Annotated in this window: 20 protein-coding genes, 1 pseudogene and 1 CRISPR repeat array; of the genes and pseudogenes, 4 read left to right on the top strand and 17 right to left on the bottom strand. The window is 67.2% G+C overall.

The annotated features are described in order from the left end of the window. Genes ACTTAI_RS08770 through ACTTAI_RS08755 form a run of 4 tightly spaced genes read right to left on the bottom strand, consistent with a single transcriptional unit; the run spans position 1 to position 3,243 of the window. On the bottom strand, positions 1-2,127 hold the full coding sequence (locus tag ACTTAI_RS08770; RefSeq protein ID WP_444455351.1) for a heavy metal translocating P-type ATPase: 2,127 nt from the start codon (positions 2,125-2,127) through the stop codon (positions 1-3). 21 nt (positions 2,128-2,148) lie between these two features. After that, entirely contained in the window at positions 2,149-2,403 is a 255-nt protein-coding gene (locus tag ACTTAI_RS08765) for a hypothetical protein (protein ID WP_444455350.1), read from the bottom strand. Next, on the bottom strand, positions 2,400-2,756 hold the full coding sequence (locus ACTTAI_RS08760) for a hypothetical protein (RefSeq protein ID WP_444455349.1): 357 nt from the start codon (positions 2,754-2,756) through the stop codon (positions 2,400-2,402). Before ACTTAI_RS08760 ends, ACTTAI_RS08765 begins: the two co-directional genes overlap by 4 nt. Before the next feature lies 1 nt (position 2,757). Further along, positions 2,758-3,243: a hypothetical protein gene (locus ACTTAI_RS08755; RefSeq protein WP_444455348.1), complete on the bottom strand. Its 486-nt coding sequence runs from the start codon at positions 3,241-3,243 to the stop codon at positions 2,758-2,760. Between the two features lie 306 nt (positions 3,244-3,549). On the opposite strand from ACTTAI_RS08755, the gene ACTTAI_RS08750 reads away from it, so the two are divergent. Continuing rightward, entirely contained in the window at positions 3,550-4,098 is a 549-nt protein-coding gene (locus ACTTAI_RS08750; RefSeq protein WP_444455347.1) for a flavodoxin, read from the top strand. 96 nt (positions 4,099-4,194) lie between these two features. Here ACTTAI_RS08750 and ACTTAI_RS08745 read toward each other — a convergent pair whose 3' ends face one another. The 4 genes from ACTTAI_RS08745 to hutW all read right to left on the bottom strand — a co-directional run bounded on the left by ACTTAI_RS08745 (position 4,195) and on the right by hutW (position 10,630). Beyond that, complete coding sequence (locus tag ACTTAI_RS08745) at positions 4,195-7,662, bottom strand: EAL domain-containing protein (protein WP_444455346.1); 3,468 nt, start codon at positions 7,660-7,662, stop codon at positions 4,195-4,197. Positions 7,663-7,818: 156 nt separating this feature from the next. Then, a complete protein-coding gene (locus ACTTAI_RS08740; RefSeq protein WP_444455345.1) occupies positions 7,819-8,730 on the bottom strand; it encodes an NAD-dependent epimerase/dehydratase family protein in 912 nt (303 codons plus the stop codon). Next, the gene (hutX, locus tag ACTTAI_RS08735; protein ID WP_444455344.1) at positions 8,727-9,224 is read right to left on the bottom strand and encodes a heme utilization cystosolic carrier protein HutX; all 498 of its coding nucleotides are present in this window, start codon (positions 9,222-9,224) and stop codon (positions 8,727-8,729) included. Before hutX ends, ACTTAI_RS08740 begins: the two co-directional genes overlap by 4 nt. 11 nt (positions 9,225-9,235) lie before the next feature. Continuing rightward, entirely contained in the window at positions 9,236-10,630 is a 1,395-nt protein-coding gene (gene hutW / locus ACTTAI_RS08730; RefSeq protein ID WP_444455343.1) for a heme anaerobic degradation radical SAM methyltransferase ChuW/HutW, read from the bottom strand. Between the two features lie 400 nt (positions 10,631-11,030). Here hutW and ACTTAI_RS08725 point away from each other — a divergent pair, with 400 nt between their 5' ends. Continuing rightward, positions 11,031-11,156: a hypothetical protein gene (locus tag ACTTAI_RS08725; RefSeq protein ID WP_444455342.1), complete on the top strand. Its 126-nt coding sequence runs from the start codon at positions 11,031-11,033 to the stop codon at positions 11,154-11,156. Continuing rightward, a pseudogene (locus ACTTAI_RS08720) lies at positions 11,150-12,124 on the top strand (IS256 family transposase); the annotation flags it as partial. The gene ACTTAI_RS08725 and the pseudogene ACTTAI_RS08720, both read left to right, overlap by 7 nt. Here the strand turns inward: ACTTAI_RS08720 and ACTTAI_RS08715 are convergent. Further along, a complete protein-coding gene (locus ACTTAI_RS08715; RefSeq protein ID WP_444455340.1) occupies positions 12,047-12,229 on the bottom strand; it encodes a hypothetical protein in 183 nt (60 codons plus the stop codon). The pseudogene ACTTAI_RS08720 and the gene ACTTAI_RS08715 sit on opposite strands and share 78 nt — an antisense overlap. Here ACTTAI_RS08715 and ACTTAI_RS08710 point away from each other — a divergent pair. Continuing rightward, entirely contained in the window at positions 12,228-12,368 is a 141-nt protein-coding gene (locus ACTTAI_RS08710; protein ID WP_444455339.1) for a hypothetical protein, read from the top strand. The two genes, ACTTAI_RS08715 and ACTTAI_RS08710, sit on opposite strands and share 2 nt — an antisense overlap. 90 nt (positions 12,369-12,458) lie before the next feature. Further along, positions 12,459-13,829: a CRISPR direct-repeat array (repeat unit 29 nt; unit sequence CGGTTCATCCCCGCGTGGGCGGGGAACAG). Between the two features lie 88 nt (positions 13,830-13,917). Here the strand turns inward: ACTTAI_RS08710 and cas2e are convergent. From cas2e to cas3, 8 genes are all read right to left on the bottom strand, one after another. Continuing rightward, positions 13,918-14,199: a type I-E CRISPR-associated endoribonuclease Cas2e gene (gene cas2e, locus ACTTAI_RS08705; protein WP_444455337.1), complete on the bottom strand. Its 282-nt coding sequence runs from the start codon at positions 14,197-14,199 to the stop codon at positions 13,918-13,920. Beyond that, entirely contained in the window at positions 14,196-15,191 is a 996-nt protein-coding gene (gene cas1e, locus ACTTAI_RS08700; RefSeq protein WP_444455335.1) for a type I-E CRISPR-associated endonuclease Cas1e, read from the bottom strand. Before cas1e ends, cas2e begins: the two co-directional genes overlap by 4 nt. After that, a complete protein-coding gene (gene cas6e / locus ACTTAI_RS08695) occupies positions 15,188-15,859 on the bottom strand; it encodes a type I-E CRISPR-associated protein Cas6/Cse3/CasE (protein ID WP_444455334.1) in 672 nt (223 codons plus the stop codon). Before cas6e ends, cas1e begins: the two co-directional genes overlap by 4 nt. Next, positions 15,856-16,539 carry a type I-E CRISPR-associated protein Cas5/CasD gene (gene cas5e / locus ACTTAI_RS08690; protein ID WP_444455333.1) on the bottom strand — a complete coding sequence of 228 codons (684 nt, stop codon included), beginning with the start codon at positions 16,537-16,539 and terminating at the stop codon, positions 15,856-15,858. The genes cas6e and cas5e overlap by 4 nt, the downstream gene beginning before the upstream one ends. Then, positions 16,539-17,624 (bottom strand): type I-E CRISPR-associated protein Cas7/Cse4/CasC, encoded by a 1,086-nt coding sequence (gene cas7e / locus ACTTAI_RS08685; protein ID WP_444455332.1) that lies wholly within the window; start codon positions 17,622-17,624, stop codon positions 16,539-16,541. Before cas7e ends, cas5e begins: the two co-directional genes overlap by 1 nt. A gap of 47 nt (positions 17,625-17,671) precedes the next feature. Further along, positions 17,672-18,142: a type I-E CRISPR-associated protein Cse2/CasB gene (gene casB / locus ACTTAI_RS08680; RefSeq protein WP_444455330.1), complete on the bottom strand. Its 471-nt coding sequence runs from the start codon at positions 18,140-18,142 to the stop codon at positions 17,672-17,674. Then, on the bottom strand, positions 18,139-19,608 hold the full coding sequence (casA, locus tag ACTTAI_RS08675; RefSeq protein ID WP_444455329.1) for a type I-E CRISPR-associated protein Cse1/CasA: 1,470 nt from the start codon (positions 19,606-19,608) through the stop codon (positions 18,139-18,141). The genes casB and casA overlap by 4 nt, the downstream gene beginning before the upstream one ends. Positions 19,609-19,687: 79 nt before the next feature. Next, positions 19,688-22,192, bottom strand: a complete 2,505-nt coding sequence (gene cas3, locus ACTTAI_RS08670; protein WP_444455327.1) for a CRISPR-associated helicase Cas3' — start codon at positions 22,190-22,192, stop codon at positions 19,688-19,690. Between the last annotated feature and the right edge of the window lie 43 nt (positions 22,193-22,235).

Below are 22,235 nucleotides of genomic sequence, written 5' to 3'. Positions count from 1 at the left end.
TCAAGCTCCGCGGCGGGTCACGGGAAAGCCCGCCTGCGCCAGCGCATGCAGCAAAAGCGCGAAGGTCGAGCCGTTGTGCATCAGCGAGGCCGCGACCGGCGGCAGCCGTCCTGAAGACGCGGCAACAAAAAGCCCGGTGTTGATCGCCAAGGCCAGCGTGGTGTTGGTGCGGATGATCGCCATCGCCCGGTCGCAGGTCTCGCGGGCCTCGGCCACTGCGCCGATCCGATCTTCCGAGAGCGTGATATCGGCCGTCGCCCGGGCGATGTCGGCGCCCTGCGCCATCGCGATGCCGACCCCGGCCGAGGCGAGCGCCGGCGCGTCGTTGATGCCATCGCCGACAAAGGCGATCTGCCGCCCCTCGGCCCGCAGGCGCGACAGGATCGCGGCCTTGTCCTCGGGGCGCAGCTCAGCATGGACCGCGTCAAAACCCAGCTCGCGCCCCAGCGCCTCGGCCCGGGCACGGCGATCGCCGGTCAGCATGACAAGGTGCTTCACCCCGGCGCGGCGCAGCCGGTTGGCGGTGTCGCGCGCATCGGGGCGCAGACTGTCGCGCAGCCCGAACAGCGCCGCCGGACGCCCGGCCATCGCCATGTAAAGCGTCATCTTTCCGGCCTCGGCCAAGGTCTCGATCTGCGCCGCATGCGGGGTGAAATCGACCCCCTCGCGCGCCATGAAATGCCGCGCACCGAGCAGCACCTCAGCGCCCCCGACCCCAGACCGCAGCCCGTGCCCGACCTCGACCGTCACATCGCCGGAAAGATCCGCCACCAGCCCCCGCGCCTGTGCCGCCGCACAGATCGCCCGCGCGATCGGATGCTGCGCCACGCGTTCCAGCGCCGCGGCCAGCGCCAGAACCTCGGCCTCGTTTTGCGCGCCCAGCGGCAGCACATCGCACAGATCCAGCGTGCCCTCGGTCAGCGTGCCGGTCTTGTCGAACACGAACGTATCGGCGGCGGAAAGTTTCTCGATCGAAGGGCCGCCCTTGATCAGGATGCCTCGCGCCACGGCCGCCGACATCGTCGCGCGCACCGCGACCGGGGCGGAGAGCTTGATCGGACAGGCATAATCAACCAGAAACACCGAAGAGAGCCTGCGCAGATCGCGCGTCACCGCCAGCGTCGCCGCGCCCAGAGCCAGCGTCATCCAGACCTGCCGGTTCGCCTGCTCGCCCGCCAGTTTCTCGGTCTCGGACCGTTCGTTCAGCGCGCCGCGGATCAGCGCCGCAATCCGCGCCGTCGTCGTTTCGGCCCCCACCTGCTCGGCGCGGATGCGCAACAGCCCGCTTTCCAGCGTCGATCCCGCAATCGCCTGCGCGCCCGGCTCTTTCGTCACCGGCAGGCTTTCCCCGGTGATCGACGCCTCGTTCACCTGCGCCGCGCCCGCGATCACCAGGCCATCGACCGGCACCGCCTCGCCGGTCTGCACCAGCACGATATCGCCCTGCGCCACCTGCTCGAAGGGCAGATCCAGCACCGCCCCCGCCCGCTCGACCCGGGCGGTTTCGGGGTTGGGCATCAACAGACCCTGCAGCAGCGCCCCCGATTGCCGCATCGTGGTTTCTTCCAGATATTCGCCCGCCTCCATCATCATGTCGGTGGTCAGCGCGGTGCCGAAACTGCCCCGGGCAACGCCAAGCGAGACCGCCAGCGCATCCAGCACCTCGACCGAGACGCCCTTGGTGACAAGCGCATCGAGCCCGCCCAGAACGCGCGGCGCAATCGCCCAAAGCACCAGCGCCCGGCCGATCGGCTGCGGCAGCACCGGCAGCGTGGCCAGAAGCGCAAGACGGCTGAGGATCGGCGCGGCCGAAGGGGCCTCCGGCGCGGTGCCGGGCGGATGAAAGCGCAACTGATCGGGGTCAAGGCGGCCGATCCGGTCCAGCACCCGCGCCCGCGTCGCCGCCGTGCCGTCATGGCTGAAGACCACGCTGGCCGCCGCCGGGTTGAGCCGCACCGCCTGAACGCCGCGGATCTGCCGCAGCGTCCGGGCAAGGGCTTCGGTGTCCAGATCGGCCCGGGCAAGCCACGGCAGTTTCAGCCGCAGTCGCCCGGGCGCCTCATGGGCGATCCGCACGGGCGGGGACAAGGCGGCCGGGCCGCCGGTCAGGGAAAGATCAAGACGCATCCGGCCACCTGCCCTTCGGCGTTACTTCTGCTGCTGCGATCGCACCTCGGATTCGGCGTCACGGAAGCGTTCCTTCGCCTCCTCGAGTCCGCCTTGCAGCCCCAGCCAGAGCTGGGCCAAACCGCCCATCAGCTTGCGTTGCGCCGCCTCGTTGGTCAGCACATAGGTGACAAGCCCGCCCAGCACCGCCCCGGTCAGAAAGCGCGGATTCGACAGCAACCCGGGCTGGCTGGTGTCCTCGGGAGCCGCGGGGGTTTGCGCATTGGTGTCGGTCATTGCGCGGCCTCCGCATCCTCGGAGGCCGTTTCGGGCGCGGCTTCGGCCGAGGCGGGCTTGCGGCTGGACTTGGCGAAGTAAAGCACCCCCGCCGCCAGCGCGACCAGCCCCAGCACCGGCGCATTGCGCGCCAGATGCGCAGCGAGCGTGGCCACCGCACCCGCACCCGCACCGATCGCAGCGCTGTTGGCCGTGGCCCGCATCGCCTCGTCCGTCGTGGTCTGGCCGTTGCGCACCCGGATCCCTTCGTTGATCGCGGTCCAGGCGCCGGTGATCGCGGCCCCGTTCACCCCCGCCCGCACGACCTGCGTGGTCGAGGGAAGCAGCGGGGCGGCTTTCGGTTGCGAAGACATCTCAGTTCTCCTCTGCAGTGGGGGGGGCGGCGGATTTGGACGCCGAAGACGAGGCCGGGCTGCTCATCCCGAAATTCTGGCTAAAGCCCTGCGCGGCCAAGCCCGCCAGCATCGCCTTGAGCGCGGGCAGATTGGCCAGCGCCAGCGCAACGGCCGAGCCCGCAACGGCGCCTTTCCAGAAATCGCGGTCGCGCAGATTGAACAGCATCCCCAGCGTCTCGGCCGAGACATCGCCGCGCGCCAGCCGGTCGAAGGCCTGCATCAGATCGCGGTTGTCGGGCTGCTGCGGTTGCGGGCCGGGCTGCGCAGCGCCCGGCCCCGCCCCCCGCTGCGCCCCGGCCGGAGTCCCCCAACCCGGTGCGCAGCCCGCACCCCAGGGCGGTTCCGGCCCGAAATAATACCACCCCACCGGCGGGGCGGCGCCCGCCCCAAACCCCGGCCCGGTTCCCGGGCGGTCGTCGTTCCTCTCGTCGTCGTGCTTGCTCATCGTCGCGCTGTCCCGTCTCGCTTGCGCCATCTCGACCCAAAGTTGACAATGATGACAGGACATTGGTCAAGGTGAATTGTTGATAATTTTTATATGGTAATAAAATGCCGCAGGGACCGGTCACCCGACCTGTCACACGTTGCCCTGACAGCCGCGACCAACAATGTTGACTATTTAGCTACACAATTGTTCGATATCCGACAATTTCACTATGTCTTGTAGCATTTCCAGCCCCCGGACGTTGGCACAAAGCTTGCGAAGACCCCACAGGGCAGAGGCGCTGCCCGCCAGAAACATGGGGACATCATGGCGAAGATCGGACTCTTCTTTGGTTCGGATACCGGAACCACGCGCAAGATTGCCAAGCAGATCAAGGACATGTTCGACGATGAGGTGATGGCGAAGCCGCTGAACGTCAACCGGACCGACGTCGCGGCGTTCCTGTCTTACGACTATCTGATTCTGGGCATGCCGACGCTCGGCGACGGGCAATTGCCCGGGCTGAGCGCGAATGCCGCCTCCGAAAGCTGGGAGGAATTCCTGCCGAAGATCGCGGATCAGGATTTCAGCGGCAAGACGATCGCGCTGTTCGGATTGGGCGATCAGGTCACCTACCCGCTCGAATTCGCCAATGCCTTGTTCTTCTTGTATGAATTCTTCTCGGATCGGGGCGCGAAACTGGTCGGGCGCTGGCCGGTCAAGGGCTACGACTTCGAGGAGTCGCTGACCGTGGTGGACGACCACTTCCTTGGCCTTGCGCTGGATCAGGACAATCAAGCGGCCCTGACCCCCGAGCGGCTCAAGGGCTGGCTTGCGCTCATCGCGGCCGATTTCGGGCTTGCCTTGCCCGCCTGATCCCCTGCCCCGCATCGCATCTCCATCGCCGCGCGGGCTGTTCTGAGCTTTCCCGCAGGTTTCGAGCACAGCGGAACGCGCCCGTCCAAGCTTGCCTCAGGCGGGCAACCGCTTGCGCTCGCGATGCCACAGCGTGGCGAAATCGGACGCCGAAAGCGGCACCGAAAACAGATAGCCCTGCAGCACGTCGCAGCCCAGATCGCGCAGGATCTCGGCCTGCGCCTCGGTCTCGACACCCTCGGCCACGGTGGCGGTGCCCAGCGTCTCGGCGATCTCGATGATCGCACGCACCAGATTGCGCGCCTGCGAGTCGCGCCCCAGCGGTGCGACGATGCGGCGGTCGATCTTCAGCGCCGAGGGGGCGATCTCCATCAGCCCGATGATCGAGGCGTGCCCGGAGCCGAAATCGTCGATCTCGATCTCGATACCCGCCTCGCGGACCGCGTCGAGATGAAAACGGAAGAGATCGCTTTCATCCTCGACCAGGATCGATTCAAGCAGCTCGAAGGTCACCCGCGTCTCGCCGCGCGCAATCGTCTGCGCCGCCTTCACCACATCGGGATCATGCATCCGCCCGGCCGAGACGTTGAAGCTGATCTTCGGCATGATCAACCCGCGTTCGCGCCACAGCGCCAGCGCCTCGCGCGAGCGTTCCATCATCACCCGGTCGATTTCGGGCACCAGACGCAGCTGTTCGGCCACATGCATGAAGGCATGCGGCGTCAGCAGCCCGCGTTCGGGGTGATGCCAGCGCAACAGCGTCTCGACCCCGGTCAGACGGTGATCCTTGGCCGAGACCTGCGCCTGAAAGAACGGCACGAATTCGTTGCGGTCGAGCCCTTCCTGAATTTCGGCCGCCAGTTCGCGGTCGCGACGCAGGTTCTGATGCAACTCTGGAGTGAAGAATTCCATCCGGTTGCGACCGGTTTCCTTGGCCCGATAGAGCGCGGCATCGGCAAAGAACTGGATCTCGGGGCCAGTGCTGGCCAGATCCTCGGCTTCGGCGATGCCGAAAGAGGCGCCAAACCGGCATTGCCGCCCGGCGAACATCAGCGGTTCGACAAGCCGGTCCTGTATCCGTTGAATCAGCGCCCCGGCATCCTCGCGGCCAAGGCCGCGGGCGAGAATGACCGAGAATTCGTCACCGCCGATCCGCGCCGCGAAATCACCCGGCCGCAGGCTGGCACGCAGCACATCGGCAACGCGGCAAAGCACCAGATCGCCCGCATCATGGCCAAGCGTGTCATTCACATGCTTGAAATGGTCCAGATCGAGGCGGATCAGCGTGCCGCCCGACTTGCCCCCGGCTTTCGCCTGTTCGATCCGCTTCGCCAGCACCTGATCGTAATAACGCCGGTTCGGCAGCCCGGTCAGCCCGTCATGCAGCGCCTGCCATTCGTTTTCCCGGCGCCGATCTTCGGCCAGCCGGTGCGCCTCGCGCAGTTCCGCCTCGCGCTGGACATCGGCGGTGACATCATGCAGCGCGCCGGTCCACACCACCGACCCGTCGGGCAGCGGCTTGGCGGTGGCGGAATTCGACAGCCAGATCGTGCCACGCCGCGGATGCTGCACGCAGAACCGCTGGTTCCACAGGTCGATATGGTTCTGCCAGGCGTCGTCACAGGTCAGGAATGACAGCAGATCCTCAAGATCGACGTGGCGGTCAAGACCTGCCCCCTCGCCCATCAGGATCACGCCGCCCTCATCAAGCCCCAGCAGGTCGCGGAACTGCGGACTGGTATAGGGAACGATCGACCGGCCATCGCGGAACCGCTGCACCTCGTAAAGACCGACAGGGGCGACCGCGGCGATCGACGCCAGACGCTCGTGCGCCTTCAACGCGGCCTCGGCGGCCAGAGCGGCGCGGGTCTCGGTTTCGACATTCTCGGTGACGTCCAGGATCTGGCCGAACCAGCACACCGAAGCATCGGCACGGTGGAAGGGCGCCGCCGCAACGCTGATCCAGCGGATGCCGCGGACAGGATGACAGACCGACAGCCGCATCTCGATCGCGGCACCGCTGCGCAGCGCCGCCGTCGCACGCCGGATCAGCCGGGTGATCTGCGGGCGCGGCACATGGCGGAAGACGGCCCGGGCATCGCACAGGATTTCGGAGCCGGAAACCCCGGCCAGATCGGGCAGACGGGCGCTGAAATAGGGCAACCTTATCTGACCCGAGACCGTCATGCGACATTCGAACAGCGCCCCCGGCGCATTGTCGGCGAGGGTGTCAAGCCGCTCGCGCGCAAGGCGGGCCGCATTGGCCGCATCGGCCAGCCGGGTCTGGATTTCCTTGGCCTGATCGATGCAGATCAGCGCCCCGGCGATCAGCGTCGGCAGGCCCAGATCGCTGCGTTCGACCCGGCGGGCAACGGCGCGATACCAGTGATAGCTGCCGTCCTTGTGCTGGCGGCGGTGTTCGTGGTCGTAAAGCGTCGAACGACCGGCCTTCAGATCCTCCATCGCGGCGGTCGCCGCCGACAGATCCTCGGGGTGTATCAGGCTGCGCCAGCCCGCATCGGTTGCGGGGAACTCTCCCGGTTCGAAGCCGAACAGCCGATAGGTCTCGTCCGGCGTCCAGGCCTCGCCCTGCAACGGGCTGGCGCAGAAATGCCCGATCCCGGCACACAATCCGGAGGTGCGCAGCATTTCCTCGCGCTGTTGGGCCCGGCTGCGCGCATGCAGCGCCTCGGCAAGGGTTCGGGCCACAAGCGCCTCGTCGGCCTTGCGGGCGCTGATATCGGTCAGGCTGCCGCATAGCGTCACCGGCTGGCAGGGCGTCGTCCGCGGCATCCGATAGCCGCGCGCGGTGATCCAGGCCCAGCTGCCATCGGCACGGCGCAGACGGATGTCCTGGCTGAGCCGGTCGCTGCGCCCGCTGGTCAGCGCAACGAAAGCCCGCCGGATCTTGAAACTGTCCTCGGGATGCAGCAGTGCGACCAGCCCGGCCAGATCCAGCGCCGGTGTGGCCGGATGGCCAAGCATCGCCGCCAGATGCGGGCTCAGCTCGCCGGCGCCTTGTGCAGGATGATAAACCCAGGGCGCCAGATCGCTGTTTTCGGTCGAAATACGCAAAATCTCGGCGCTTTCCCGGGCCTTGCGGCGGGCTTCCTCGGTGGCGCGCAGCGCGGCGAATCCGGTGCAGAGGATATCCCCCTTGCCGCCCGCCTGCGCCTTCTCGCCAACGTCGAGCACCAACACGATCCAGAGCGGATCGCAGGCAGCTGCGGTTTCGGGCGCGGTTTCGGCGGGCGCGGGCCAGACCAGCGCATCGACGCTGTGCGGGCTGCCTTCGGCCCGGCTGAGCGCAAGACGGAACCGGGTCGCGGCCCGGACCCCGCCGCGGCGCAGCGCCGCCATGATCCGGTGACCAAGCGTGCAGGGAATCACCTCGGCAAGGCGCAGGCCGGACAGCCCGGTTCCGGCGATGGCAGGCCGGGCAGAGCCGAAGACCCGCTCGGCTTCGGCATTGGCGGCCAGAATCCGTCCGGAGCTCGAGACAACGAAGGCCGCGCCGGGACAGGCGGCCAGCATGGCGATAGTCGGCGATATAGTCAGGGACATCGTGAACGGACCCTTCGAGTGGATACGACTCAGAAAGCCCGGCAGGGGTTAAGGCGACGTATCCAACTGTGCGAAAAAACAGAATCGAGACGATTTCACGCAGGGCATTCTCTCAAATTCGCGCAACGCAAGGGCTGCACCGACGCCCCTCTGACGTCAGGGTTGCTCCCCGGGACGGGGCTCGGCGGCAAGGATATCGGCATATCCGGCGCGCCAGTCCGCAAAGCGCAGCTCGAAACCGGGCAAGGCGCGCAGCGCATCGTTGCGCAACCGCCGGTTCTCGGCCCAGAACCCGGCCAGCCCGGGTGGCAGGGCCGCAGTCTCGAAGGGCACTTCGGGCGGTGCGGGACAGCCGATCATCGCCGCCACGCCCGCCATCAGCTCGGCCGCGGCACAGGGGGCGCCATCGGCCAGATTGATCACCCGCTCGGGCGCGGGATGCGCCATCGCGGCAAGGGTGGCGGCCGCGACATCCGCGCGGTGGATGCGGTTGAAAACCTGCCCCGGCTTGACGATCGCCTGAGCCCGACCGCTGCGCAGCTGCGCGAGCAGATTCCGGCCTTCCGGCCCGTAAATCCCGGCGATGCGCAGGATGTCGACCGCAATCCCCTGTCGGCGCGTCAGCCCGCGCCAATGGCGTTCCGCCAGCACCCGCCCCTGAGCATCGAGGCTTGCAGGCGCCACCGGGCGGTCTTCGTCGATCCAGTCGCCACCGCAATCACCATAAACCGCGGTTGAGGAATAATAACCGACCCAGCGCAGCGCCCCCAGCGCCGTGCCTGCGGCCAGCGCCTCGGACAGGGCGGTGAAGGCGGGGCATCCGCCCGATCCGGGCGGCGCCGAGACCAGCAGATCGGTCACCCCCGCAAGCGCCAGACGCGGCAGCAGATGCCCGTCTGCCAGCACCCAGGGCCGGATTCCGCGCGCCGAAAGGGCCGCCCCCGCCTCGGCCGTGCGTGCGGTGGCGGAGACCTGCGCCCCGCGCGCCAACGCCTGCGCGGCCACGGCCCGCGCGCAATAGCCCGCCCCGAACAGCAGCAGGTGACGTCCGGCGAAGGGCGCGCTCATGCGGCGGTCTCGAGCAGCCGCGCCTCAAGCGCATCAAAGGCCGCGATCTGGCCGGGCAGCATCTGCCGCTGTGCGTCACGGCCCAGATAGACCTTGAACATGCAGCCGCCTTCGGTGTCGTAAAACTGCACCGAACGGGTTTCGGTGCCAAAAAGCTTGCGCCGGACAAAGGCAACCCGGGTGCAGGCTTCGATCTTCAGATGGCCACCGATCGGCTTGCCCTTGAAGTTGTACATCCCCTGCCCCACCGACCCGCCCTGCAGCGGCGCCTTGGCCTCAAGGATCACCGGCCCGGTGTTGACGACGAGCGTGATTTCGCCCCAGCTCGCCATCTCATCGAGCACCTCGACCATGAGGCGGCCCGGAAAGGCTGTCACCTCGCCCTCGGGCAGGGCATAAAGCACTTCAAGCGGGGTTGTCCCCGCGGCCTTCGCGATGTCTTCCAGCGCGGCATGGGGCGTGGCGGCAAGGGCTTGCGCAATCGTCGGGCTCATCTGTGTCTCCGTCAGCTGTGGGAAAGATCGGGGTGTTCGGCCATCCAGCCCAAAAGCCGGGTGGTCATCGGCACCTGCCAGAATCGCCCGGCCTGGGTCAGGCGATGAAAGCGGTGATAGGGTGTCCAAAGCCCTGCCGTGCGCCATTGCGCCAGAAGCGGGGCGAGATGCTGGGCCAGACCCAGGCTCGGCCGGGGAACGAGCCCGGCAAAGGCGGCCTCGGCGCGGGCCAGATCGAGAAGGCCGCGCTCCATCCCCGCCTTGATCGCCTGGGCAATCGAGGCCGAGGGCGCTTGCCGCATCATCCCCGCCACGAGACCGGCACCCGCCCCCGCCTGACGGGCATAGCGCTCAAGATCCGGGGTCAACCTGAAGCTCAGCCCGCCCAGAAAGCCCCCGGCCCCGGCCCCGAAAGCCAGGCAATCGGCCCCGGCCTTGACGGCAAGGTTGTAGACCGAGCGCTCGCGCAGGCTGCCTTGCCAATGCGAGGTGGAAATCGGGTTCCAGCCCATTTCCTCGGCCGCCGTCTCGCCGGCCGCAAAGAAATGACCCAGCCGGTCCGGGGCGGCCACCTGTTTCTTGCCCTTGTCGATCGCGGTGAGCAACGGCGTTCCGGGGATCAGGTTCAGGGCATAAAGGTCAAGCCCGTCAAGACCGATCTCGCCGCACAGACGGACATCGGCCGCGACATCCTCGGGGGTCTGGCCGGGCAGGCCGTAGATCAGATCGACGATCACCGCCCCGCTGTCAAGCGCGACCAGATCGTTCAGCGCGGCAAGGATCTCGCGACGCCCGGCCTTGCGCCCGAGCGGCTTGCGGATCGCATCGGCAAAGCTTTGCACACCAAGGGAAATCCGCGTCACCCCGGCGTCGAAGGCAGCCCGGGCCTTGTCGGCGCCAAAGGAATGGATGCGGCCTTCAAGGGTGATCTCGCAATCCGGGGCGAGCGGCAGATGGCGTCGGATGGCCCGCACGAGGCGGGCGATATCGGCGGCCGAAAGCGCGGTGGGCGTGCCGCCGCCCAGATAGACCGCCTGCAGCGGTGGGCCGTCCTGCGCCGGGGTGCGGGCAAAGGCAGCCATCTGCGCGATCAGCGCATCGACATAGGGCCCGCCCGCCTCAGCGCGCCAGGGGTTTTGATAGAAACCACAGAAAAGACAGTGGTTTTCGCAAAACGGGATATGGACATAGGCCACCGCACGGCGGTTGCGCGGGCGTCCCAGAAGGCCTTGCCACTCGCTCTCCACCTGCTCGGCCGGAACGGGAAGCATCGCCCCGCCCGGATGGGCCCCCCCCTTGCGTGGAAAAGCACAGGCGAGCGGATCGGGGCCAACCGTCGCAAAGAACCGCGCCACGGCAGAGGGCTCGGCAACCGCCGTCTCTTGCGACATCTGGACAGCACGCATGATCGGTCCTTCCTATCAAGAATGACGACCTGGCGCGATGCTGGGCACAGTCCCTGAGATGCGGGACCGGGACAGACATAGGTATCAGAGCTTTATTGTCAAGATTGCACGGCGCATTGTCGCCGACGTTGTTGCAGAACGCGGGCGTGAGGCGTCGTGTCCCCTTTCCCCATTGTTGTCAGGCGACGCGGATGAACTGCACCGTGGGCTTGCGGCCCTTGTACGGTAGTGTCCACGGTGCGGGTGTAATTTCATCGCCGCCAGCGGTGTGATCCCGGGTGGCCATCGAGGTGTAAGATCGAGGTGGAGTTTGGCGACTTCAACCACGGAGCTTACGGAGACCCCGATGACCAAGATCGAGCCATGGGAACGCCACTGGTCCGAGTGACCATGGCGAGGCATGGACCTGTCCGAGCTGATGGCCAAGCACGATCAGGGTGATTTCCTGCGCAGCCTCGCTGAGGCTGTGCTGCAGCTGATCATGGACTTCGAGCGTAAAGCGATCGATCCAGTGGATCGATCGTAGCGAAGAAGGATGTCGAGGGCCTGATCGGCGCCGGTCGGCACGAACGCAGCGGCGAGCGAACGACCTGGCGCAACGGGTATCGAGAGCGCGCTCTCGATACCCGTTTGGGCACGCTGAACCTGCGGGTGCCGAAGCTGCGCCAGGGCAGCTATTTCCCGGGCTTTCTCGAAGCCCGCAAAACCTCGGAGCAAGCGCTGGTGGCCGTGATCCAAGAGGCGTGGATCGGCGGCGTTTCCACCCGCCGCGTCGACGAGCTGGTGCAGGCGATGGGGCTTTCGGGCATCTCGAAGAGCACGGTCTCGAAGCTGTGCAAAGATATCGATGAGCGCGTCGGCGAGTTCCTGAACCGGCCGCTCACCGGCGAATGGCCCTACGTCTGGCTCGACGCCACCTACCTCAAGGTGCGTCAGGGCGGGCGGATCGTGCCGGTCGCGGCGATAATCGCCGTCGCTGCCAACACCGAAGGACGCAGGGAAATCATCGGCTTGGGCATCGGCCCCTCGGAAGCCGAGACCTGTCTCGGACCGAATTCCTGCGCTCCCTGAAGGCCCGCGGCCTCAGCGGCGTCAGGCTGGTCATCAGCCCTCGGCGGCGAAGCGGTCCCCCGGACAGTTTCGTGCCCCGCCTCGACGCATTCCGGCCTCAAGGCCGCCATCGCGCGGGTCTTCGAGGCGACCTGGCAACGCTGCCGGGTGCATTGGATGCGCAACGCCCTGACGCATGTCTCGAAGGGCCAGCACACCGTCGTGGCCGCCGCGATCCGGCAGGCCTTTGACCAACCCGACCGTGCCCATGCAGGCGAGACCTGGCGCAAGGTGGCCGAGCAGCTGCGCGCGCGATGGCCAAAGCTCGCCGATCTGATGGATCGAGCCATGGTTGCGCCACTGGTTCTAGAAACCATGGCGAGGAGCGAGCACGACGTGCTGGCCTACATGACCTTTCCGCGCCAGCATCGCACCAAGCTGCACAGCACGAACCCCATCGAGCGGCTGAACAAGGAAGTGAAACGGCGCGCCGATGTCGTCGGCGTCGGTCGGGAAATCCTTCCAACTCCCGAACGAGGCCTCCATCATGCGCTTGATCGGCGCTGTGCTCTTCGAAGCCAACGACGACTGGCAGACATCAAGCCGTTACATGATGGTCGAGGCCTTCGCGCAGATCGACAAGGAGGAGATCGACCCAATTCTCAGCATCACAACGAAAGCCGCCTGATCATGACCTTAGGCCATCCGGGAAATTACACCAGCTTGACGGACACGACCGGGAACAGCAGTCGGCGGCTTTGCATCGCTCGGCCTCCAACGGTTCATCCCCGCGTGGGCGGGGAACAGCTGATATCCATGTGATCAACCCTCGAACAGATCGGTTCATCCCCGCGTGGGCGGGGAACAGTGCGCATATTCGATCGCCGAGACCTCAAGCGCCGGTTCATCCCCGCGTGGGCGGGGAACAGTTGATGCCGTCATATCGCTTGACGCCGTTGCTCGGTTCATCCCCGCGTGGGCGGGGAACAGTGGGTCAGGCCCATAAATGTGCGACTGATGTACGGTTCATCCCCGCGTGGGCGGGGAACAGATTGCCGTCCCGGCCCGTTCTTCGAATGTCCGCGGTTCATCCCCGCGTGGGCGGGGAACAGGCCGCGGTCAGATGTGCGCATCACCGCTCGTCCGGTTCATCCCCGCGTGGGCGGGGAACAGCGTAAACTTTGGTCATCCGCGCCCACCAAATGCGGTTCATCCCCGCGTGGGCGGGGAACAGTTGATGCAGGGCGCCGCGGCCCCGCGCGATATCGGTTCATCCCCGCGTGGGCGGGGAACAGTGAAATAATGGCAATCCCCCCCTCAACCATTCCGGTTCATCCCCGCGTGGGCGGGGAACAGCCCTTCGCGCCCGCCACATTGGCAACGCCCGCCGGTTCATCCCCGCGTGGGCGGGGAACAGCGCTGCAGCGTGGACAGGGTGGCGCGGCCGATCGGTTCATCCCCGCGTGGGCGGGGAACAGAGCGCCGTCGCCGTCATCTTCGGGGGCATCCTCGGTTCATCCCCGCGTGGGCGGGGAACAGGTCGCGAAATGGGGCCGCTATCCCGTGATCGACGGTTCATCCCCGCGTGGGCGGGGAACAGAGCTGACGCCCGACGTTGTGATCGCCACGCCGCGGTTCATCCCCGCGTGGGCGGGGAACAGCCGAACTCCCCGGGCGCGAACCCAAGCAGCGCCGGTTCATCCCCGCGTGGGCGGGGAACAGAATGCGCGCCAGTTCGAGGCGACGGGCCTCCTCGGTTCATCCCCGCGTGGGCGGGGAACAGCGCCATTTCCTCGAGCGTATCCACGTCCAGCGCGGTTCATCCCCGCGTGGGCGGGGAACAGCGTTTTCCCGCCCGCCTGATGCGGTTGCGCGACGGTTCATCCCCGCGTGGGCGGGGAACAGTGAAATAATGGCAATCCCCCCCTCAACCATTCCGGTTCATCCCCGCGTGGGCGGGGAACAGTGCAAGTGGCGGATCAGATCCTGAAACGCCGACGGTTCAGCCCCGCGTGGGCGGGGAACAGAGCGAATTCGCCACTGGCTTCATGGCGAAACTCGGTTCATCCCCGCGTGGGCGGGGAACAGGCAACAGCCCAGATCAGCGGCTCGATCGACAATGGTTCATCCCCGCGTGGGCGGGGAACAGTCTTTCCGCAGATCCTTGATCTACAAATTTTTTCACCATGTCAAAGAGCGCACCGATTTCTTTTGCAGGTGTCTGCCGCGGATCGGTCTCAGCGGTCGGGTCTGAAACTCACCAGTTTCAGACCGTCAAAATCCACCGGCATCCTGCGGTTCCGGCCTGCGGTCCGGAAGTCATAGCCCTGCTCGGTGGGCGCTTTCCAGACCATCACCGCGTCGCCCGCCTCAAGTCCCGTCAGGACCTGATCCCAGATCATCTCGCGGGTCTTTGCGGAATAGTCGCCCACATAGACGCCCGCGCGGACCTCGACCAGCCAGGCCGCCAGCCGTCCGCGCAACCGCGGCGGCGCGTTCGAGATCACCACGACGATCATCCGCGATGCCCCACGTCGCCCGAAGTGCCCTCCTCGAAGGCCACGGGCATCGCTTCGGGGGGCGGCTCGGGGCGGGGCATCTCGCCTGCGGTCAGAACCTCCTCGATGGCGGGGATGATCCGCCCCAGAAGCCCTGTGCGGCGAAAGGCATCGCGGCAGGCCAGCCGCACGGCGCGATCGGGGGCCATGTCAAGTTTGCCCTTGGCGGCCTGCCCGGCAATGCGGAAGGCCTCGGGCACGACGGTTTCGAGTTTGAAGAGATCCGCGACGTCGTAGACGAAGGAGAGCGGCTTGCCCGAATGCAGAAAACCGATCGCCGGGGCGTAGCCTGCGGCCAAAACCGCGGCCTCGGAAAGACCATGCAGGCAAGCCGTGGCGGCGGACAGGCAGCGGTTCGCGGTGTCGCCCGCCTCCCAGTCGGCGGGGTCGTATTTGCGACGTTTCCAGTCGACGCCGTGCTGGCGGGCCAAGAGCGCATAGGTTTCGCGCACCCGAACCCCCTCGATGCCGCGCAGCTGATCGATCGAGCGGCGGGTGGGGGCATCTTCGCCAAAACGCATCGCAAACATCTTGCGCACCACGCGCAGCCGCGCCGCATCATCAAGCGCGATGCGGGCCTGCCAGAGCAGCCGGTCCGCGCGTGCGCCGCCGGGCTGCCCGGCCGAGTAAAGCCGCACGCCGCCCTCGCCCACCCAGGTGATCAAGGTGCCGACCCGGGCAGCCAGCGCCACCGCCGCATGGCTGATCCGCGCCCCGGGTTCCAGCATGATCCCCGCGAGTCCGCCCACCGGGATCTGGGTGCGGGTGCCATCGGCATTCACGGCGACAAAAGCGCCATCGAGCACGTCGAGCTTCGCATGTTCGACGAAGACCAGCGAGGCGCGGTCCTTGAGCGGGATCGGCTTCGGCGGCGCGAGACCAGGCAGGGCAGAACCGGGGTCGGGCGGCGCGAAACCGCCCTGCACTTCCGGCTGTTCGCCCGCGCCGCTCATCCCGCGCGCCGGATCAGCATCAGCCCGCAGCCAAAGGCCTTGGCGCGGCCGAAGCCCTGGCCCAGTTGCGCCAGAAAGGCCGCGGGATCGGTCACTTCGATCTGACCGCTCAGATCGAGGATGCCGAATTGCGGCTGTCCCTTGCGCGGGCCGCGATGACCCGCCAGCACCTCGACCGAGTAATCCTCGGCCGTGGCATGGATCAACCGGAACCCGGCCTTTTCGCCCTGCCGGGCGAGCCAGGCCGCACCTTCGCTTTGCGCAATGTCCATGCGTTCATCGGCCCGGGCCGCGCCCGGCAGGCCGTGCATTGCATCCATCACCACATCGACCCGCGCGCCGCCGCGCTTCATCCGCGTGGCATTGGCGCGCAGCTGGATCGACAGCCGATCCCCGGGGGCGAGCGCGGGGGCAAAGTCTTTCACCTGATGCGGGTCAAACAGATCCGTCTGCACAGGCGGGCGGGCCGAAAGGGTCAGGAACAGACCCTCGCCCTCCTCGCGCCACAGAAAATCGCGTCGTCGGTCGGGGCCGTCGGAAAAGATCGACCAGAGCAGATTGTGGGCGGCCGAGCGGCGGTGCCCGGCCTCGGTGGGCAGCAAAAGCGGTGCCAGCGCCTGCGCCGAGGGCGAGCGCGCCAGCCGGATACGCGAGAGATAAAGGCTCATATCCCGCCTCCAAGTGCGATCTCGACCGGGAAGCGGGCGATGGTGCGGGGGGCGAAGTGCCACAGGCCGCGGTCGATGGGGCGGTCGTGGACGATCTCGCCCTGATCGGCGTTCCCGATCAGCGTTCGGGCGATCACCGCACCGCGCGCCGCAAGCCACGGCGGCGGGGTCAGATGCGTCAGCGCGGCTTCTGGCGTTTCGGCATCGACAATCTTGGCGCCAGGCGGCGCCGAGAGCGGGCAGGACTTGCGGCCAAGATAAAGGGTGAAGCGCGGGGTGGTCAGCGCCGTTTGCAGAGCATCAAGCCCGGCACCCGCAACGGCGACCCCATAAAAAACGCCCGCGCGGTAGTCGCGCAGGGTGATCGTGGTGTTGGTCCGCCCGTTCGCTGCGCGCAGGGCCTCGGGGCGAGAGTTGGGGCGCTTGGCCGCCGCCGAGGGCACGCTTTCGATCGTGTGATAATCGCGCAAGGGCGCGCCCGCATCAAAGATCGCCACCGAGACTTCGAGGGCATCCAACGCAGAAAAATCGCCGTCGCGGCGAATCCCCAGGGCCGCGGCAAGCAGCCCGAGGATGGCCGAGCGCCCGGGCCAGAGGAGCGAACCGCGCCGCTCATGCCCGGCGAGTTCGCCCATCGCGGCGAGGCTCGCCGAAAGGCCAAAGATCAGGAAGGGTTGCATCACGCCCCCCGCACCGCTTCGGCCGCAAAGCGCACGATCTCGGACAAGGTGCCCTCCCCTGCCAGCGTGTCGAGGATGCGAAACTCCTCGGGCTGACCGTCGAAATAGCAGGCGTCGATCCTTGCTGCCGTGGCCTCAAGAGCCTTGACCGAGGCCGATTGCAGATCGTTCGCGCGCAGCTCCTTCAACTGCCGATCGACGGGAGTGAAGAAGGCCCCCGACAGATCGCGCGGCGTGCGGTGGCCGCGTTCGGCGCGGATGTGAAACGCCATCGGGTGATGGGCGAAACTGTTTTGCTTGCCGCGCGGCGTCGTCTGCGCCAGCGCCCGGGTCAGCGCCTCGATCCCCTTTTCGGCCAAGGCGCGGTCGCCGCCAAGGTTCTCGATCAGCAGATCGCAATCGATGCAGACATAGAGGTAATAGATGCCCGAGCCGAAGGCCGTCTCGCCAAGATGCCCCGCGCCGGTGTCCTCGGCCTTGTTCAGATCGTCGACCGCGGAATACCAGTCTTCCTCGGCCTGCGCGGCATGAGTGGTGATCGCATGGCCGACCTGCACCGCCGCCTCGCGGTTGAAATCGGGATCATCGGCCAGCATCCGGCCGAACATCGCGATGTCGATGGCGCCATCGGCCCGGCGCAGCACAGTTTTCTTCAACTCCTTGTCGGCGGGCAGCGCCTCGCCCGCGACGATCTTTTCGGCCAGCTCCTCGGCCAGCCTGCGCTCCTCGGGCGAGATGAAGGCAAGGGTGGTGCCCTTCTTGCCGCCCTCCTTCTTGTCCTCAAGCTTGCCGAAGATCACGGCCACCTTGTCGGCGGCCTCCTGCGCGGCCTTGTCCGAGGTGCCCTTGGCCGTCAGATGCCGCACCAGCAGATCATGCAGAAGCTTCGTCCGCTTGCCCATGTGATCGGCCAGATCCTGCGCGAAAAAGCTGCTCTCGCGCAAAGCCCGCTTGAGCGATTGCGACGAGAGCCGCAGCCGCGGCACGCCCCCCACCATCGCCTGCTTCGGGCGCCCCTGATCGTCGCGGTTCGGGTTCGAGGGGCCGTAGCTCGTCAGCAGGTGAAATTGCACGAAGGTGGTCATTGGGTTTTCTCCTCGGAAATTTGAACCGGCGCCTCCGCGCCAAGGCTTTAAACAGGCGCCTCGGCGCCGAAATAGTCGAAACACCAGCGCGGCCGGGCGGCCTCCCAGTGCAGGATATCGGCGGCCAGCGCCGCGACGTTGCAGCGCCGATCCGCCATCGACAGGGCACGGCGCAACAGGTCGGTCAGGTCCTCGCCCTCGGCCCGGATCAATCGCTGGAACCGCAGGGAGGACAGCACCGGCTCCGCCCCGCCCAGCCGCCGCGCCAACCGCTCGGGCGTATGGTCGCGGACCTCGGCCAGCAGAACGGCCAGCTGCACCAGACGATCCGCCTGCGCAGGGCCAAGGCTCAGCCCCCGCGCCAGATCCTGCACCGCCGGTTCGCACAGCACCGCAAGCGGCGCCGCGCGGCGCAACCGCGACGACAGCGCCTTGGCCGCGGGCATGTCGCGCGGTTCGATGTTGCGTTTCCACCAGCCCAGCGCCAAGGCGCCCGGCCCTTTCGGTTCGTCCTTCATGCCGCTTTTCCTTTCTTCTTCTCGGGCAAAGGCAGGTTCAGCGCGTCGAAAATCGCCTTGCCCTGCTTGCCGTAGCCCGCAAAGGCGAGCCCAAGAAACTTCCACGCCTCGAAGATCTGCTGCATCCGATCGGTCTCGCGCGTCTCAATGCTCGCGAAGGCCAGCTTTTCGAATTGCCCCATCGCCTGAGTGCGCAGATCAGTCAGCCAAGCCGCCGCCGGATCGCCACCGGCCCGGATCGTGTCAAGATGAGCCTGAAACCGGGTCTCGGTTTCCGCAAAGAAGGTCTCGCGTTCCGCCTCGCGCGCCTCGCCACCGGCCAGAACGGGGTCGAGTGCCCCGCGCAAAGCGACGCCCGTCGCTTCCGCGGCCTCGATCAGCCCGGCCAGACGGAGGAAACCGTCGTCGGTCAGATCCAGCACCGGCTGCACCGAGAGCGTGAAATCGCGCGGCTTCATGTTGTCCATCGCCCAGCCCGCGACAATCACCGACCCGCCCCCCTGCCGCCCGTTCCAGTCGCGCAGACACAGGGCCAGCTCCGACAGGTCGTCACTTTTATTTTCCGCCACGATGCCAAGCCAGTTGCGATAGCCGAACCGCCCCGCGCGGGGATGTTTGGGCAGCCACTCCGTGCCCGGTTTCATCCGGTAATAGGGGCTGAGCGGATGCTTCCAAAGCGCGTAATTCGTGCCGTAGGGTCGCTGGATCACGCCGGTCACCCGGTCGCCTTCGCCCACCAGCCGCAAGCGGCGCGGCTGGCCAAAGAACGCCTCGGGGGCGAACAGCGCCCCCTCGGGCGGCAGGCTCTGTCGGCCGGTGTCCGAGACCCGGGTGGGGCGCATCCACGGCAGATCCTCGACCCGGCCGGGCTGGCAGCAGGGCACATTCGCCCAGATCAGATCCCACAGGCTGCCCTGCCCCTCGCGCGGGTCGAGAAGCGTCACCAAGGGCCCGCCGCCGCGCATCGAGGTCCGGTTGCCCGCCCCCCCCGAGGGCGCAAAGGCCTGAAACGTATAAAGCGCCATCGCCGCCTCGGGCAGATCGAGCGCCGGGTAGCGGCCCCGATGCACCATGAGATCGGCATTGTTGCGCGCGGTATTCGCCCCGGCGCTGTCGATGAAAAGCATGTCGGGCGGGCTTTCCTCGCCCTTGATCGGCTCGAAATCCTGCAAGAACCGCGGCCCCTCGCCCAGCAGGTTGAACGCCGGGGCAAAAGCGGCCAGCCGCGCGCGCAGCCGCGCGGGATCAGCGGACCGACGGCGCTTCCAGTCAGTCACATCGGCGGGCGGATCGGCCAGAAAGACCAGCCCGATCAGCAGCTCAAGGCAGGCGATGTCGAAATCGGGGCGGTGCCAATCGGGCGCGACGATCTCGGGCAAGGCCATCTGCCAGGGCGTGATGGTGCGCCGCGACCCATCCCGACACCGCACCGCAATCCATGGGTCTTCAATCAAGTTGAGCGTCATTCACACCTCCGCCCAAAACAACTGCGGGCAGTGAAGCACCCGCAACAACACCCGTAAAGAGGGTTGATTTCATGGGATGTCAGGAAGTGACGCCCTCAAAGACAAGCCCGCAGTCACGGTCATACCGCAAGCCCGCGCAGATCGTGCCGTCGTCACTCACCGGGCAGAGCCGGACCTCGGTGCGTTTCCACTCGGGCCAGTCGCGGGTGACAGCGACGATCTGCGGCAAGGTCTGATCGGGCAAGGGCAGCGTATCCAGCCGCGCCGCGCGGGCCGAAACCTCGGAGAGCGCCCAGGCCTCGGCTGGGGACAGATCGGCGCCCTCGGCCCAAGGGACCAGCCCCGCAGCCGTCTGCCGCGCCAGAACAAGGGTGCGGGTTGGACCGCCCAACCGGGTCGGATAGCTGGTGTCGGGGCTCGCGCCGCCGCCGTCGCGGTAGCCGCGCGCCAGATCGACAAGGTTGTGAAGCGCCTGCGTCCGGGCCGCGGCAGCCTTGCCCAGAGCCTCGGTTTCGGCGCGGATCAGCACCTCGGGCACCGCTTCGGCCCCCTCGCCATGCACCGCCTCGATCAGGGCGCGCAGGCCATGCGGCGCCTCGATCCGGCCCGCGGCAAACAGCACCTTTGCCGTGCGCCATTGATCGGCCAGATCATAGACCCAGGCCCCCCGCCCCAACGTGCCCCGCAGCCAGCGGTCATCGGTGACAACGGCAGAGTCGGGGGAAAGAACATGAAGCATCGGCGTGGCCACCGGGCGGTTGGCGGCCGGGCGTTCGCTCATGTGCCGCCAAAGCCTGCCTGCGCGCTGGATCAGCGCGGCGATGGGGGCAAGGTCCGAGATCATCACGTCGAAATCGAGATCGAGCGAGGATTCCAGCACCTGCGTGCCCACCAGCACGAAGCTCGCCCGCCCCTGCCCCGCCTTGCCAACCGTCGCCAGAACCTCGGCCTCGATCCGCTTGCGGTCACAACGCGCGAAACGGGCGTGCAACAGCCGCGCCGGAATACCCCTTGCTCGCAGATCGGCCCAAGCCGCAATCGCCTCGTCGACCGAGTTGCGCACGAACACGCAGGCCGCACCCTGCCCCGCCAACGCGACCAGCTGCTCCACCGCAGCCTCGACCGTTTCGATCCGGGCAACCGTGACCGGCCCCTTGACCGGGCGCGGATCGGGGGCAAAGTCGCTGCGCGCCGCGCCCCCCGCCACCGTCAACGCCGGATAGGCCGGGCTGTCGTTCCTGCCGCCATAAATGGCCAACAGCTTTTCGCGCAGCGAAAGCGGCAAGGTCGCCGTGAGCAGGATGGCAGAACCGCCAGACGCACGATGCATCTGCAACAGCCGCTCCAGTTCCTTGGCGATATAGGCCTCGCCCATCTCGTGGACCTCGTCGACGATCAGGATTTTCGACGAAAGGCCAAAATGGCGCAGGGCCTGATGCTTGACCGGCAGCACCGCCATCAGCGCCTGATCAATCGTGCCCACGCCGACATCGGCCAACAACGCCCGACGACGGCTTTCGGCCAGCCAGTCGGTACAGGAGGGCTCATCCTCGCCCCGCGCGCCGCCCAAAACCAGATCGCGGAACTCGGCCGAAAGCCCCGCCCGCCCATGCGCGAGCGTCAGCGTGGGGGCGGCGAAGATGTTCCCCACGATCCGCCCGGCGCGGACAAACATCGCATCTGCGGTGGCCATGGTCGGCAGGGCGAAGTAAAGCCCCCGCCCCTTGCCCGCGAAGGCCATCCGATGTGCCAAAATCATCGCAGCCTCGGTCTTGCCCACCCCGGTTTCATCCTCGATCACCGCCAGCATCGGGCCGTCGGGAAGGGACAGATCGGCGCAGGCGGCCTGCATCGGGCGCAGCGCAAAGTCGAAAAGCGGACCGGTTTGCGGCGTGCTCCCGCCCAGCCCTGCCTCAGCCACCGCAATCGCCGCAACCCGCCGCGCCTGCGTCAGATACTCGGCCAGACCCGGTCCCGGCGCCTGTGCCGAAAACCAGCGGGTGTTCGAACCGATCCAGTCGGCGCAAGCGCAAAGCCCGGGCAGCCACCACGACAGCCGCACCGCCTCGGCCAGATCGAGCCCCTCGAGCGACGCGCGGGGCCAAAGGTCGCAAAAGGCAGCGATCACCTCGGCGGCAGGGTCGGCACCCGAGCCGACATGACGCAGCGCCGACAGATAATCCCGTATCCGCGGAGGTTTCGGCAACGTCCCCAAGGCGAGGCTCGGCGGCTTGCCGTGATGCCCGGCAACGGCGGCGTAAAGTTGCAGCCGCAGATCCGGGTCGCCCCCGATCCGGCCTGCAAGACACGCATCGTTTTGGTGCAGAAGAACCTCGGTCAACTCCCAGTGACGCGGGCCCTGCGCGAGCGCCCCATCCAGCATGGCCCGAAAGCTGTCGCTGAGCTTGCCCAGATCGTGCAGCGCGACAAGCAGAACAAGCGCCTCGCGCAGCGGCGGGGCAAATCCATGCGGCACGATCAGCTGCTCGACCACCGCCGCGACATCCAGCATGTGATAGACCGCCGGATGGGCGGGCAAGCCATCGCTCACCGGGCTTTTGCCGGGCCAGTCAAGAACACGCATAGCACCTCGCTTGCGAGCAGGCCGAACCCTGTTCGGCCCCGCC

The organism is Rhodobacter capsulatus, from assembly GCF_052363175.1.
Lineage (GTDB): Bacteria > Pseudomonadota > Alphaproteobacteria > Rhodobacterales > Rhodobacteraceae > Rhodobacter > Rhodobacter capsulatus_D.
Note: the sequence above shows the minus strand (reverse complement) of the source record. Positions and strands in the feature narration are given on the sequence as shown.